11 protein-coding genes and 4 tRNA genes are annotated in these 13,765 nt (G+C 63.7%); 11 read left to right on the top strand and 4 right to left on the bottom strand.

The window, feature by feature from the left end; genetic code table 11:
- Positions 1–2: 2 nt before the first annotated feature.
- From ACZ92H_RS06375 to ACZ92H_RS06355, 5 genes are all read left to right on the top strand, one after another.
- Positions 3–1,385: a multicopper oxidase family protein gene (locus ACZ92H_RS06375; RefSeq protein ID WP_465048724.1), complete on the top strand. Its 1,383-nt coding sequence runs from the start codon at positions 3–5 to the stop codon at positions 1,383–1,385.
- Positions 1,386–1,597: 212 nt separating this feature from the next.
- Entirely contained in the window at positions 1,598–3,253 is a 1,656-nt protein-coding gene (locus ACZ92H_RS06370) for a methyl-accepting chemotaxis protein (protein ID WP_465048723.1), read from the top strand.
- 71 nt (positions 3,254–3,324) lie between these two features.
- On the top strand, positions 3,325–4,089 hold the full coding sequence (locus ACZ92H_RS06365; RefSeq protein WP_465048722.1) for a transporter: 765 nt from the start codon (positions 3,325–3,327) through the stop codon (positions 4,087–4,089).
- A gap of 90 nt (positions 4,090–4,179) precedes the next feature.
- Positions 4,180–4,746 carry a hypothetical protein gene (locus tag ACZ92H_RS06360; RefSeq protein ID WP_465048721.1) on the top strand — a complete coding sequence of 189 codons (567 nt, stop codon included), beginning with the start codon at positions 4,180–4,182 and terminating at the stop codon, positions 4,744–4,746.
- Between the two features lie 20 nt (positions 4,747–4,766).
- Complete coding sequence (locus ACZ92H_RS06355) at positions 4,767–6,065, top strand: NAD(P)/FAD-dependent oxidoreductase (RefSeq protein WP_465048720.1); 1,299 nt, start codon at positions 4,767–4,769, stop codon at positions 6,063–6,065.
- Positions 6,066–6,107: 42 nt separating this feature from the next.
- Here ACZ92H_RS06355 and ACZ92H_RS06350 read toward each other — a convergent pair whose 3' ends face one another.
- Positions 6,108–6,623: a DUF6265 family protein gene (locus tag ACZ92H_RS06350; RefSeq protein ID WP_465048719.1), complete on the bottom strand. Its 516-nt coding sequence runs from the start codon at positions 6,621–6,623 to the stop codon at positions 6,108–6,110.
- A 126-nt stretch (positions 6,624–6,749) separates the two neighbouring features.
- Between ACZ92H_RS06350 and ACZ92H_RS06345 the strand changes: the two genes are divergently transcribed.
- Positions 6,750–7,331, top strand: a complete 582-nt coding sequence (locus ACZ92H_RS06345) for a hypothetical protein (RefSeq protein ID WP_465048718.1) — start codon at positions 6,750–6,752, stop codon at positions 7,329–7,331.
- Between the two features lie 13 nt (positions 7,332–7,344).
- On the opposite strand, the gene ACZ92H_RS06340 is transcribed toward ACZ92H_RS06345, so the two are convergent.
- A complete protein-coding gene (locus tag ACZ92H_RS06340) occupies positions 7,345–8,058 on the bottom strand; it encodes a sensor histidine kinase (protein WP_465048717.1) in 714 nt (237 codons plus the stop codon).
- Positions 8,059–8,362: 304 nt separating this feature from the next.
- On the opposite strand from ACZ92H_RS06340, the gene ACZ92H_RS06335 reads away from it, so the two are divergent.
- Positions 8,363–8,758: a hypothetical protein gene (locus ACZ92H_RS06335; protein ID WP_131373048.1), complete on the top strand. Its 396-nt coding sequence runs from the start codon at positions 8,363–8,365 to the stop codon at positions 8,756–8,758.
- Positions 8,759–8,831: 73 nt separating this feature from the next.
- Here ACZ92H_RS06335 and ACZ92H_RS06330 read toward each other — a convergent pair whose 3' ends face one another.
- A complete protein-coding gene (locus tag ACZ92H_RS06330) occupies positions 8,832–9,815 on the bottom strand; it encodes a response regulator (protein WP_131373049.1) in 984 nt (327 codons plus the stop codon).
- Between the two features lie 318 nt (positions 9,816–10,133).
- Positions 10,134–12,602: a PAS domain-containing hybrid sensor histidine kinase/response regulator gene (locus tag ACZ92H_RS06325; protein ID WP_465048716.1), complete on the bottom strand. Its 2,469-nt coding sequence runs from the start codon at positions 12,600–12,602 to the stop codon at positions 10,134–10,136.
- 504 nt (positions 12,603–13,106) lie between these two features.
- Here ACZ92H_RS06325 and ACZ92H_RS06320 point away from each other — a divergent pair.
- From ACZ92H_RS06320 to ACZ92H_RS06305, 4 genes are all read left to right on the top strand, one after another.
- Positions 13,107–13,183, top strand: a tRNA-Arg gene (locus ACZ92H_RS06320).
- Between the two features lie 82 nt (positions 13,184–13,265).
- Positions 13,266–13,342, top strand: a tRNA-Arg gene (locus ACZ92H_RS06315).
- 78 nt (positions 13,343–13,420) lie between these two features.
- Positions 13,421–13,497 (top strand) — tRNA-Arg (locus ACZ92H_RS06310).
- A 170-nt stretch (positions 13,498–13,667) separates the two neighbouring features.
- A tRNA-Arg gene (locus tag ACZ92H_RS06305) sits at positions 13,668–13,744 on the top strand.
- Positions 13,745–13,765 lie beyond the last annotated feature (21 nt).

The following is a 13,765-nucleotide window of genomic DNA, read 5'->3' as shown; positions in this document are numbered from 1 at the left end:
TGATGATTACACGTAGAAACTTTTTCATGAATGCGGGCGCCGTCGCCCTGAGTGCGGCAGCCGTCAGCCGCGTGGGTGCGGCGTCCCTGCCGGAAGCCGTCAGCATGGCCGGCGCGGATACCAAGGCGCCGCCACCGCCGCCGAACGGACGCCCGTACAACCCCGTCGTTACCCTGAACGGCTGGTCCTTGCCCTGGCGCATGAACAACAACGTCAAGGAATTTCACCTGGTGGCGGAACCCGTCGTGCGCGAACTGGCGCCCGGCATGCAAGCGAACCTGTGGGGCTACAACGGCCAGTCGCCCGGTCCCACCATCGAAGTGGTGGAGGGCGACCGCGTGCGCATCTTCGTCACCAATAAATTGCCGGAACACACCAGCGTGCACTGGCATGGCCAGCGCTTGCCCAACGGCATGGACGGCGTCACGGGCCTGACCCAGCCCGGCATCGCCCCGGGCAAGACCTTTGTCTACGAATTCGTCGCCAAGCGGCCCGGCACCTTCATGTACCACCCGCATGCCGATGAAATGACGCAGATGGCCATGGGCATGATGGGTTTCTGGGTGACGCATCCGAAAGACCCGAATTTCATGAAGGTGGACCGCGATTTCGTCTTCTTGCTGAGTAATTACGACATCGATCCGGGCAGCTACACGCCGAAGATCATGACCATGACGGATTTTAATCTGTTCACCTTCAACAGCCGCGTCTTCCCCGGCATCGACCCGATGGTGGTGCGCCAGGGCGACAAGGTGCGCGTGCGCGTGGGCAATCTGACCATGACGAATCATCCGATCCACATGCATGGCCATGAATTCGAGGTGACGGGCACGGACGGCGGCTGGACGCGCCCCGAGTCGCGCTGGCCCGAAGTGACGACGGACGTGGCCGTGGGCCAGATGCGCGCCGTGGAGTTTATGGCCACCGACCTGGGTGACTGGGCCTTCCACTGCCATAAGTCGCACCATACGATGAATGCCATGGGGCATGACGTACCGACCATGATCGGCGTCGACCACCAGGGCGTGGCGGCGAAGATCAACCAGCTGGTGCCCGGCTACATGGTGATGGGCGAGCGGGGCATGGCCGACATGGGCGAAATGCAGATGCCGATCCCCGACAACACCTTGCCGATGATGGCGGGAGACGGCCCGTTCGGCGCCATCGGCATGGGCGGCATGTTTACCACGGTGAAAGTGCGCAAGGACCAGAAACCGGGCGATTACCGCGACCCGGGCTGGTATAAGCATCCGGCCGGCACCCTTGCCTATGAATGGACGGGCGCCTTGCCGGAACCGGTGCGCGGCCAGGGCGCGGGCAAGCCGGTCGCCAAGGGCGGGGTCGAGATGACGGTGCGCAAGCCGAGCGGCCACGCGGGCCATTAAGTGTCATGGACGGCTTGCCTAGCACGGCAAGCCGTTATCCATGTTGCTTCATATCAAGGAATTGTCGCTTAGTGACAATCCGAGCATTTTATCTGCCTTTTTTTCTTTATATTCAAGCCATTACGTTTCTTTGAAACGCTGATCGACCCCGTGATACGCAAGCGCCGCTGTGCAAGACAGTGGCGTGGGGGCAAGGCTGAAAGGGAAAAATCATGTTGAATCAAATGAAGGTGGGAACGCGCCTGCTGGCGGCGTTTTTCTGTGTGGCCCTGATGGGTGCCATCGTGGCCGGCATCGGCATCTTCAACATGGGCAAGATCGACACCATGGCGGGGCAGATGTACAACAACGAGCTGCTGGGCCTGTCGTACATCAAGGAAGCCAATATCGCCCTGATCAAGGTGGGCCGCGCGCGCGGCAATTTCCTGTTGGCCACCACCAGCGAAGAGCGCGCGGGGCGCCAGGCCGATATCGCCAAATACCTGGAGCAGAACAGGAGCAACCTGGCCAAGGCCCAGCCGCTGTTCGTCACGCAGGCGGCCAAGGAACTGTTTGCCCGCTTTGCCGCCGTCGAAGCGGAATACGCGAGCACCCTGCAGCAGTCGCTGGTGCTGGCGGCGGCCGAACCGCTGGCGCAGCGCAGCGCCCAGCTGACGGAATTGCTGAACAAGACGCGCCAGCATGCCGACGAGCTCGACGCAGTGCTGGATAAACTGTCCTTGCAGAAGGAAGAGCGTGCCAAGGCGGCTGCCGAGCAGGCCTCCAGCGTGTACCAGACCAGCCGCAGCTTCATGATCGCGCTGGTGCTGGGCAGCGTGGCGGCGGGGCTGGCGCTGGGGGCGCTGATCACGCGGGCACTGACGCGCCAGCTGGGCGGCGAGCCGGCGTATGCCGTGCAGATCGCCGGCGCCATTGCCGAAGGCGACCTGACCGTGGATATCCGCACGGCCAGCCACGACAGCAGCAGTTTGCTGTTTGCCATGAAAACCATGCGTGACAAGCTGGTGGGCATCGTCAGCCAGGTGCGCTCGGGTACGGACACGATCAATACGGCCTCCGGCGAAATCGCCCAGGGCAACCTGGACCTGTCGTCCCGCACGGAAGAGCAGGCCAGTTCCCTGGAAGAAACGGCGTCGTCGATGGAACAGCTGACCTCGGCCGTGCGCCAGAACGCGGACAATGCGCGCCAGGCCAATGTGCTGGCCGGCGCCGCCTCCGAGGTGGCGGGCAAGGGCGGCGCCGTGGTGGGGCAGGTGGTGCAGACGATGGAATCGATCAATGCGTCGTCGCGCAAGATCGTCGACATCATCAGCGTCATCGACGGCATCGCCTTCCAGACGAATATCCTCGCCTTGAACGCGGCCGTGGAAGCGGCGCGGGCGGGCGAGGAGGGGCGCGGTTTCGCCGTCGTGGCGGCCGAGGTGCGCAATCTGGCCCAGCGGTCGGCCAGTGCCGCCAAGGAAATCAAGACCCTGATCGGTGACTCCGTCGACCAGGTGGAAGCCGGTGCCAAGCTCGTGCATGATGCGGGCAAGACGATGGATGAAGTGGTGATCAGCGTGCGCCAGGTGGCCGACATCATGCAGGAAATCACGGCTGCCAGCGCCGAGCAAAGCGCCGGCATCGAACAAGTCAACCAGGCCGTGCTGCAGATGGACCAGGTGACGCAGCAAAACGCGGCCCTCGTCGAAGAGGCTGCCGCTGCCGCCGAATCGCTGCAAGACCAGGCGCAGACCCTGACGGAGCTGGTGGGCGTGTTCCGCCTGCATGCGCAAGCGGAACGCATCGCCGTGCCGCCCGCAAACAATGTAACGCCGCTGCGCCGCCCGGCCGCCGTATCGCGCCAGGGCGTGCGGCGCCTGGCCTGAAGCCGCTTGCCCGCGCGCCATTGCCACGACGGTGGTAGGCTGTGGCTATCGTTTGCCACCATGGGCCTGCCATGCCGTCTCCTGCCATCCCGTTGCTGATCCTGTCCCTGCTGCTGGCGCCCCTGGCGCAGGCGCAGGACGGCGATCCCGTGCTGCCGTACCGGCCCTCCGTTGCCAGTCCCGCGCAGCTGCCCGCGCCGGGCCAGCTGGAATTCGAAGCGGGCGGCCTGTCGACGAAAACGGGCGATGCGCGCCGCGCCAGCCTGCCGTATACGTTCAAGCTGGCGTTCACGCCCGCATGGGGACTCCTGCTCGAAGGCGAGGGCTATGTGCGGGCGCGCGACGACACGGGCCGGCGCGAGACGGGCGTGGGCGACACGACCCTGGTGCTCAAGCGCGCGTTCGTGCTCGACAGCGCCACGGCCCTGGGCCTGGAACTGGGCTGGAAGGCGCCGACGGCCAAGGATGCGATCGGCAGCGGCAAGAGCGATGTGTCGCTCAATGGCATTGTCAGCCGCGACCTGGGCGCCGTGCACATGGATGCCAACCTGAACGCCACGCGCCTTGGCGCGTCCGACCCCGGCACGGGCACCGTGCAAACGGGCTGGGCGGCTTCATTTTCCACTCCCGTCAGCGCGCGCTGGGGCGCCACGGCGGAACTCTCGGGCACGCGCCTGCGCGGCGCCGCCGCCACGGCCCAGCTGTTGCTGGCCGCCACTTACAATCCCACGCCGCGCCTGGCCATCGATGTCGGCATGGCAAGAGGGTTGACGGGCGCGTCGCCGGACTGGTCGCTGTTCAGCGGTTTTGTCGTGCCCTTAGGCAAATTGTGGTGAAAGTATGGCACTCCCTTATGTGTCCTTGCGTACAAACTTGTTTTTGCACAAGGTCTACAATGAGATATAACCAATAGAAGGAGTGCCTCCATGAAGAACCTGATACTTGCCGCCGCCTTGCTGTCGGCCGCCACCGGCGCCCTGGCGCAAGTGGGCGTGTCCATCAATATCGGCCAGCCCGGCTTTTACGGGCGCATCGATGTGGGCGACTATCCCGCACCGCAACTGCTGTACCCGCAACCGATCATCGTGGAGCGCCCGGCGTACTATGCGGGACGCCCGATCTACCTGCGCGTGCCGCCAGGCCACGCGAAAAACTGGTCCAAGCACTGCCGCAAGTATAATGCCTGTAACCAAGAAGTTTATTTCGTCCAGGATAGTTGGTATAACAACCAGTATGTGCCCCGTTATCGCCAGCAGCATCCCGACCACCACTATGGCCGTCCCGGCGGACGTCCGCCGCAGCCGCAGCATGGCCGGCCGGACCGCCCAGGCGACCATCACGACAATGGCAACCGCCCGGGACGCCCTGGCAATGACCACGGCAATCGCCCAGGCAATGACCACGGCAACGGCCATGGTCCAGGCAACAAGCCAGGCAAGGGCGACAATGGCCACGGCAACCGCGGCGATCGGGGCAACGACCACAGGAATTAAGTTAGTCAATCGGAGGATCTTTGCATAGTAAAATCGTAATCGTAGGTGGCGGAGCAGGCGGCCTGGAGCTGGCCTGTAAACTCAGCCGCAAGCTCGGCGCCGGCCAGGTGACCCTGGTCGACAGCCGCCTCTACCATATCTGGAAACCCTCGCTGCATGAGGTGGCGGCCGGCACCCTGGACATCCACCAGGAGGGCCTGTCGTACCAGATGCTGGCGCATGACAATGGCTTTACCTATGTCTACGGTCCCCTGATCGCGCTCGACGCCGCCTCGAACAGTCTGACCGTGGGCGCCATCGCCACGGACAAGGACGAGCAGCTCTTGCCGCAGCGGCAAATCGGCTACAACCAGCTGGTGCTGGCCGTGGGCAGTACCTCGAATTACTTTGGCGTGCCCGGCGCCAAGGAAAACACGATTTCCCTGAACGCCACGGAAGACGCGGAACGTTTCCGCCTGACCCTGCTCAAGCTGCTGGCCATGGCCGAGCAGCGCCAGGGCGACGCGGGCCATCCCGGCGTCGATATCGTCATCATCGGCGGCGGCGCCACGGGCGTGGAACTGGCGGCCGAACTGCGCGAAGCGAGCAGCGTGTACGCGGCCTATGGTTTCCAGAATCTCAACGCCATCAAGGACGTGCGCATCACCTTGCTCGAAGGCGCGCCGCGCATCCTGGCGCCGCTGCCCGAGCGCGTCTCCATCGCCGCGTCGAAACTGCTGCACCAGCATGGCATCACGGTGGTGACGGACACGCGCGTGACGGCTATCGACCCCGACAAGGTGACGGTGGCCAGCGGCACCAGCTACGCGGCCGACATCTGCGTGTGGGCGGCCGGCATCCGCGCGCCGGAGTTCCTGTCGACCCTGGGCTTGCCGACCAACCGCGCCGGCCAGCTGGAAGTGACGGGCATGCTCAACGTGCAGGGCCATGCGAACATCTTCGCGCTGGGCGACTGCGCCGCCTGTGCCGGCCCCGATGGCAAGCTGGTGCCGCCACGGGCCCAGGCTGCCCACCAGCAAGCCGATTATTTGCTGAAAACCTTCCTGCTGCAAGCCAAGGGCAAGCCGCCGCAAACGAAACCGTATGAATACCTCGATTACGGCTCGCTCGTGTCCTTCGGCCGCACCACCTCGGTGGGCACGCTGATGGGGTCGCTGAAGGGCCTGAGCTGGTTCGTCGAAGGGTTTGTCGCGCGCATGATGTACGTGAGCCTGCACCTGATGCACCACAATGCCGTGCTGGGCAGCGTGCGCACGGCCGTCATGGCCATGGGCCGTTTCCTGATCAAGCGCAGCACGCCGCAAGTCAAGCTGCACTAAGCCATTCGCAACACAGTAAACAAGGGGCCGCGAGGCCCCTTGTTATTTGCCGCGCGCGACGGGGGCCGTCTCGCAGCGGCCCCGCGTCATGGGAAAGGCTATGGTGGTGAGCTTGCCCTTCAATGTACCCACGATGCTGGCGTGCAAGATGCGCTCGCTGTCGTGGCGGTAGATGATGCGGCTGGGAAAATCATTGTCCAGGTTGGCGAAGATGAACTCGTTCGGCTTCTCCTGGCGCAGCAGGTTGAAAATCACGGGTGGCTGGCCCGAGGGCTGCACGATGTAGGCCAGCTGGCCCGGCTCCGTGATACGGATCTGCATGAACTCGAATTCTGTCGTCTTGCCGCCCTTGACGGTGCGGCCGGTGCCCAGGATGGTGCCGCCGGCGGCCGTGCTCCACTGTTCGCCGGAGCCCGGTTCGGCGCCATCGGCCAGCCAGCAGCCGGCCAGCCACGCCAGCTTGTCGACCGTGTCGGGCGGCGGCACGGTTTTTTCGGCGGCCTGGGCCACGCCCATGGCCAGCAGCGCCGCCAGCAAGGCCGTTATGCTTCGTTGCATGCGGTTTCCCCTCGTTGATAAGATCACGTCCCAGTGTAGCCGATGCGCGGCAGGGCGCGGCGCGAGGCTGGAAAAACCCTCTATACTTGGCGCACACTCCGATCACCACCTTGCCGAAAGTGCGCCATGCATGATATTTCCACGCAGTCCGCCGTGCCAGGCGATCCTGCCTTGCTCAACTACATGACCCTGGAGAGCCTGGGGCTGGAGCCGGACAGGCTGGACTTTTACCAGCTGCTGCTGTCGTGCACGGGCGAGGATGCTGCCGGTGAAAGAAGGCGCCATGCCATGCATTTCCGCATGGACGGATACGCCAGGGCCAGTTTCATCGCCAGCCTGGAGGCGCTGCCGGCGCCGCTGCTGCGCTTTCCCTTGTGGCGCACGGAACTGGCGCTGTTGCCTGGCGAATTGCCGCGCGATGCCTTGCTGGCTAAGGTGCATGGGGAACTGGCGCAGCCGCCCGGCACCTTCCTCGCGTCGAGCGCCTGGACAACGGCGCAAGACGATATCTGGCAAAGCCTGCTGGCGCTGGCGTTGACCCAGGCCCACCTGGCTGACGTGGCATTGATGCAGCAATTGACGGATGTGCTGCGCGTGGGATACTTCCTGCGCCTGCTCGATGGCCGCCTGGGCAGCCTGGCGGATCCTCGCGCCGCGCTGGCCGCGCAGCTGGTGCTGCCGCAGGCGGTGGCAGGGCTGCCGCGCTGAGGCGGCAGGCAACTTATTCTTTCGGGGTAATACGGGGAAGAATCACGCTCAGGGCCGTGCCGCCTTGCGGGTTGGCCGCCAGGCTCAGGGTGCCGCCCAGGTAGTGCACGCGCTCGCGCACGGAGCGCAAGCCGTGCTTGCTCATCTCGACAGGGGCATGCGTGGGCAAGCCCACGCCGTTGTCCTTGACGGTCATCATCAGCGCTTCCTCGTTGTCGTCGATGATGATGTCCACTTCGGTGGCTTGCGCGTGGGCGGCGATGTTGCTCAGCGCTTCTTCCAGGGTGCGCAGCAGGGCCACGCCCACGTTGCGCGGACAGATCAGCTCATCTTCCGGCAGGCTGCAGCGCACGGTCATCTTGTGCTGTTCGGCAAATTGCGCGGCCAGTTCGCTCAGTGCCACATTCACGCCAAGAAATTCCAGCTTGTCGTTCCACAGCTTCATCTGCATCTGGCGGTTGGTTTCGATCACATTCAGCAGCAGCTGCTTCATCGTCGCCGCGCGGTCCAGCAAGGCCGCTTCCTGCGGCATCTTTTGCGTCAGCAGCGACAAGTGCATGGTCAGCGCCGTCAGCGACGAGCCCAGGCTGTCGTGCAGCTGGCGCGACAGGGCGCGCCGTTCATTGTCCCAGCTGGTATTGACATGCCCCAGCAACTCGCTGAGATCGGCGGCGCGTTCCGCATCGGCCTGGGCCGTTTCCTGGTTCGGATCTGTTTGTGCGGACATAGCGCCCCGTGAATGGTGAAAGGAGAGGACCAAATTCAAGTTGTGGATCATACATGATGATTCCATCGCAGGGCGCATGGATGGAAAATTTCTGTCTTTTCGGCAATTTTAATCTCCTCTCATCATTTTTGTGCAATAGGAAACTTCAGGCATTCTGCCGGCATGGGCGAGCGGACCCGCAGTTACGTACGGTTGCGCACATACCTGGCCAGGCACCCCTGCCATAGTGGGGGCGTGCATCATCTCCACGCAGCATGGCCGCCACCGCGGTGCAGGCCCACTCATAGAAACGAAAGGACATGCCATGAATATCGAAACCATCGTCGACAAGGAATACCTCGACAAAAGCTTCCGCGACATCGTCAACGCCCCCATCAGCGCCTTGCGCGGTGTCAGCGCGAAAGATGCCAAGGCCTTGCAGCAGGCGTTTGGCGTGACCACCGTGCGCGAATTGTCCAATCTCAATTTCGTCAAATGGGCCAGCGCGCTGGCCATTCTTGCCGATGAAGAGGGCATGAGCGGCGAAGAGCGGGCCAAGGAAGAGCTGCTGGACGATGCCGTGGAAATGACGTTCCCCGCCAGCGATCCCATTTCCGTCGATGCGGGCATCACGCGCATCGAAGTGTCGCCCGACACCGTGGATGCGCAAACGGATCACCAGCATGCCGGCAAGCATGAAGCGGCGGCAGCCAAGAAATAAGCAGTAAAACGTAAAAAAACCGGGCAGCCGTCAAGGCGCCCGGTTTTTTTGCGTCGATCGCCCCGCCCGCGGCTCAGGCGATCGAGGGAATGCTGCTTTTCTGCACGTTCACCTGTGGCACGATCACTTCGTGGGGCGAACAGCAAAAGCGGTTCTTGCCGGCGCGCTTGGCTTCATACAGGGCCGTGTCGGCCGCGCCCAGCAGCGCTTCGACGGAGCAGGCATCGTCCGGGTAGATGGCGATGCCGATGCTGGTCGACAGGCGCAGGGTGAGGTCGTTGATGAAATACGGTTCGGAAATGACTTCGATCAGCTTGGCGGCCGGCTCGCGCGCGTCGCCCTTGCCAGCCAGGTTGCCCAGCACGATGACGAATTCATCGCCGCCGATGCGCGCCACCGTGTCTTCCTTGCGCGAGGCGCCCACCAGGCGCGCCGCCACCATTTTCAGGATTTCATCGCCATAGCCGTGGCCGTAGCTGTCGTTGATGGCCTTGAAGCCGTCCAGGTCCAGGTACAGGATGGCCGACTTGCCCCGGTTGCGGGCCGAATGCTGCAAGGTGTGCTCGATGCGGTCTTCCAGCAGGCGCCGGTTGGGCAAGCCCGTCAACGGATCGTGCAGGGCCAGCTCCTGCTGCTGCTTGCTGTATTGCGCCAGTTCCTTGTACAGCAGGCGCACTTCCAGCATGTTATGGATGCGCTTGTGCACTTCCATCAGGTCGAACGGTTTGCTGATGAAGTCGCGCGCGCCCGCTTCCAGGGCGGCGATCTTGAAGCTGGGCTGCGCCGTCAGGGCCAGCACGGGCAGGTAGCCGCCATGCTCGATCTCCTTCAAGCCTTTCATGACCTGGAAACCATTCAGCTCGGGCATCTGCAAGTCCAGCAGGATCAAGTCGTAGCAATGTTCCTGGTGCAGGGGGCAGACCTGGGCCGGGCGCATGGTGGCCGTGACGTTGGTGTAACCGGCATCGCGCAGGATTTCCAGCATCAGGTCGACATTGTCGGGTGAATCGTCGACGACCAAAATTTTGGCTTTCAAAATCTCATCTTGGCTGGGCATGTAGGGTCTCGGTTATACGGTCTATGCAACGCTGGCTTCTACCGCTGGTAATGGGCTGACGGCGGCTGGGCATGATAGTAGCGCCTTGCATCAAGATAGGGCGCACAACAGCGCACGAGTCCGCTGCTCCCGCTCCTTTCGGCCAAGGTCGCCTGTACCAGCCTGCCATACAGGTGTACTTCTGCATTTCAGTGTAGCAAACTTCGGGTAAGTTGCTTGTAGGACAGGGCCGCGTCTGAAAGTAGGAAGGCTAACCCATGGGAATGAACATTTTGTCCTGGGTTATTTATTTCTTTGCATCACCTTTTTGCCCCGCGTTCACGGTGGCGCATCGGCCAGGCGGGGCGCCGCCAGCCTGGCCACGGCGGCCAGCAGTTCGTTGGGGTCCAGCGGCTTCGAGATCCAGGCCTGGAAGCCGCTGTCGAGTGCGCGCTGGCGGTCTTGCGGCCGCGCAAATGCCGTCAGCGCCAGCGCGGGCAGAGTGCCCAGGTCGCCGGGCGCGCGGGCGCGGATCTGCGCCAGCAGGTCGAATCCGTCTGAGTCCGGCATGCCGATGTCGCTGACCAGCACGTGGGGCTGCACCTGGGCCAGCAGTTGCAGCGCCTGGGCCGCGCTGGCCGTGCCGTGCACTTCGGCGTGGCTGTCGCGCAAGATGCGTTCCGTCAGCTCGCGCGCGTCCGGCTCGTCGTCGACCAGCAAGACGCGGATGCCGCGCAAATCGGGCAGGGCGGACTGGGTGCCGCCCGGCTGGCGCGCCGGCGTGGCGGGCACGCTCAGGGGCAGGCGCACGGTGAAGCTGGCGCCCTGCATTTCTCCGTCGCTGCTGGCCGTGACCGTGCCGCCATGCTGCTCCACCAGGTGCTTGACGATGGCCAGGCCCAGGCCCAGGCCGCCATGCTTGCGCGTGGTGGAGGCGTCGGCCTGGCGGAAGCGGTCGAACACGTGCGGCAGGAAGTCGGCGCGGATGCCGATGCCGTTATCGGCCACCGTGATGGCCAGGCGGCTGCCCGCGCGCTGCACGCCGATATCGACCTGGCCCCCTTGCGGCGTGAATTTCAGGGCGTTCGACAGCAGGTTCCAGATGACTTGCTGCAGGCGGCTGGGGTCGCCCGTGATGTTGCCCGCATCGCTGGCGACCTGGCAGTTGATGGTGATGTGCTTGGCGTCGGCCGCCGGACGCAATGTTTCGATGGCCGAGGCGATGACGCTGGCGGGCGCCACGGTTTGCAGGTCGAGCTGCACCTTGTCCGAGGTGATGCGGTTCATGTCGAGCAGGTCTTCGATCAGTTGTGCCTGCGCGCGCGCATTGCGTTCGATGCTTTGCAGGCCGCGGTGCAGGTCGGCCTGGTCGCGCGTGCCGCGCCGCAGCACCTGGGCCCAGCCCAGGATGGCCGACAGTGGGGTGCGCAGTTCGTGCGACAGGGTGGCGAGGAAATCATCCTTCAGCCGGTTCGTGCGCTCGGCCTCGGCACGCGCCTCGCGCTCGCTGTCGAGCAGTGCCTTGCGCTCCTCGGCGGCGCGCGTGGCGGCCGCGTACAGGCGCGTATTGTCCAGTGCGACGGCGGCCTGGGCGGCGATGGCCGAAACGATGCGTTCGCTGCGCGCGCTGAACATGCCCGCCAGCGGGTGGCCCAGCAGCAAGCGCCCCAGCAGCTGGCCCGAGCGCGAGCTGACTGGCAGGCTCAGGCAACTGCGCAGCGGCGGCGCGATGGCGGCGCCCGCGTGGCCGTCCGGCGCCGCCAGCAAGTCATTCTGGCGCATGGCCGGTCCCTGGCGCAGCTCGGCGGCAATCGCGTTGGCCTGTTGCGCGCTGATGCCGCTCACGGCACGCGCCTGGGGCAAGGCTTCGTCGCCCTGGTAAAAGAAGGCGCCAAAGCGCGCGCCGCTGATGCGCGTGGCCGCGTCGACGGTTTCCTGCAGCAGGGCGGGCAGGTCCAGGGTACCGGCCAGGGTGGCACCCGTGGTGTTGAGCAGTTCGAGCACGCGGGTTTCATCGCGCAAGGCTTCCTGCGCGCGCTTGACCTGGTCGACATCGGTGCTCGTGCCGAACCAGCGCAGCAGCTGGCCGCCCCGGTCGCGCACGGGATTGGCGCGCGTCAGGAACCAGCGGAACTGGCCATCGGCGCCGCGGATGGGGAATTCCATCTCGAACGGGGTGCCGGCGTGCAAGCAGGCCTTCCAGCGCTGCAGCATGTGCGGCAGGCTTTCCGTATCGTAGGCAATGCTCCAGCCGTCGCCCGCCATTTGCCCGGCGGTGGTGCCCGTGTAGTCATGCCAGCGCTGGTTGTACCAGGACATGGTGCCGTCAAAACTGGCGATCCATGCCAGTTGCGGAATGGAATTGGCCAGGGCGCGCAAGTCTTCCTCGCTCTGCCGCAGGCTGTCTTCGGCCGCCTTGCGCTGGCTGATATCCTGGATGTACGTGGTCAAGCCATCGGTGGAAGGGAAGATGCGCACTTCCAGGCAGCGACCCAGCGGCGGATAGAACAGCTCGAAACTGGCGCTGTGCTGCTGCGCCATGGCGCGCCGGTAGTAGGTTTCCAGCTCCGTGCCCAGCAACTCGGGGCAGGCCTGCCACAGGCTGCTGCCGGCCAGGCTGGCGCCCGGCGGGCGCTGTGGCGCCAGCATGTCGGCGCCACGCGTGTTGATATAGCGGATGGTCCAGTCGCGGTCGAGCAGGCTGAAACCGTCGGTCACGCCCTCCAGCAAGCTGGCGAGGTGCTCTGTTGACAGGCTCAGCGGCGCCGATGGGGGGAGCAGGTCTTGCTTGCGTTCATGCTTGGCCATCGGAAATCCTGCAACAGTTAATCTGCCACGCGGGCTGCCTTGCCCTGTGGGGCCGCCGCTGCCCGGCAGGCCAGGGGCCATTGCCGCGCGGTGTATGCTCATGGTGCCGGGGCGTGAAGGGCTGTTGATATGGTCATGCGCCGGCGCCCCGCGATGCGCCCCTTGCTGCGCACCATCTGACTGGTATTGTAGCCCCAAGCGGCAGACGGCCACCGCACGCTTGCACGCCGGGCCGCGGCCCGTATGCCAGCCGTTTTTTCGCCGCGCGCAGATAGCACTGGACAGGCGGGAAAGCAGTCCCTATAATCCCGCTTCTTTCGAGACAGCAACTTCTCGATTCGCTGGATGACACTGTGAAAGCAGGCGACTCCATCGAAAAGGCGTACGCTTTTTTAGCGGTGAAAAGATGGCGGATGGTGCGGGGCGGTATTCTGCAAAATCAGCTAAGCGATTGAAAAATCGAACTTTTCAAAGCGAAATGAATACGCTATAATGTTTGCCTGCGCGGCTGTAGCTCAGCTGGATAGAGTACTTGGCTACGAACCAAGGGGTCGTGGGTTCAATTCCTGCCAGCCGCACCAGAATACTGAAAATCAGGCTTTGCCTGGTTTTGTTGTAAAAAGTTTGACCCTCCTGTTGTATCGGAGATGTTGTAGAAGTTTTGCGGCTGTAGCTCAGCTGGATAGAGTACTTGGCTACGAACCAAGGGGTCGTGGGTTCAATTCCTGCCAGCCGCACCAGTATTGCCAGAAGGGAGTTCGCTCCGTTCTGATGAAAGTTTTAAGCTTCGCGCCGTCCGGCGAAGTGTGTCAGAGTTTGCGGCTGTAGCTCAGCTGGATAGAGTACTTGGCTACGAACCAAGGGGTCGTGGGTTCAATTCCTGCCAGCCGCACCAGTATTAGCAGTAAGAAAAAACCCGGAAAGTTCGCTTTCCGGGTTTTTTTTCGTCCATCTTCCCTGGCGTGGCGCCCATGGCGGGGCAAGTGCAATCCGGCGCGCCAATTGTGAAATATCGTCGCCGTGCCCTTTGCCATTCTGCAAAGGCCTGCTATAATCTTGTCTTAGGCGGCTGTAGCTCAGCTGGATAGAGTACTTGGCTACGAACCAAGGGGTCGTGGGTTCAATTCCTGCCAGCCGCACCAGAATATCGGGGGTCAGATTGT

Source organism: Janthinobacterium foliorum, assembly GCF_978021625.1.
This window is presented reverse-complemented; position numbering and strand designations above follow the sequence as displayed.

Excerpts from the sequence above, each read along its gene's own strand:
- ACZ92H_RS06360 (WP_465048721.1), top strand. The coding sequence starts at position 4,180 with ATGAAGAACCTGATACTTGCCGCCGCCTTGCTGTCGGCCGCCACCGGC.
- ACZ92H_RS06350 (WP_465048719.1), bottom strand. The coding sequence starts at position 6,623 with ATGCAACGAAGCATAACGGCCTTGCTGGCGGCGCTGCTGGCCATGGGC.
- ACZ92H_RS06340 (WP_465048717.1), bottom strand. The coding sequence starts at position 8,058 with ATGTCCGCACAAACAGATCCGAACCAGGAAACGGCCCAGGCCGATGCG.
- ACZ92H_RS06375 (WP_465048724.1), top strand. The coding sequence starts at position 3 with ATGATTACACGTAGAAACTTTTTCATGAATGCGGGCGCCGTCGCCCTG.
- ACZ92H_RS06370 (WP_465048723.1), top strand. The coding sequence starts at position 1,598 with ATGTTGAATCAAATGAAGGTGGGAACGCGCCTGCTGGCGGCGTTTTTC.
- ACZ92H_RS06345 (WP_465048718.1), top strand. The coding sequence starts at position 6,750 with ATGCATGATATTTCCACGCAGTCCGCCGTGCCAGGCGATCCTGCCTTG.
- ACZ92H_RS06330 (WP_131373049.1), bottom strand. The coding sequence starts at position 9,815 with ATGCCCAGCCAAGATGAGATTTTGAAAGCCAAAATTTTGGTCGTCGAC.
- ACZ92H_RS06325 (WP_465048716.1), bottom strand. The coding sequence starts at position 12,602 with ATGGCCAAGCATGAACGCAAGCAAGACCTGCTCCCCCCATCGGCGCCG.
- ACZ92H_RS06335 (WP_131373048.1), top strand. The coding sequence starts at position 8,363 with ATGAATATCGAAACCATCGTCGACAAGGAATACCTCGACAAAAGCTTC.
- ACZ92H_RS06365 (WP_465048722.1), top strand. The coding sequence starts at position 3,325 with ATGCCGTCTCCTGCCATCCCGTTGCTGATCCTGTCCCTGCTGCTGGCG.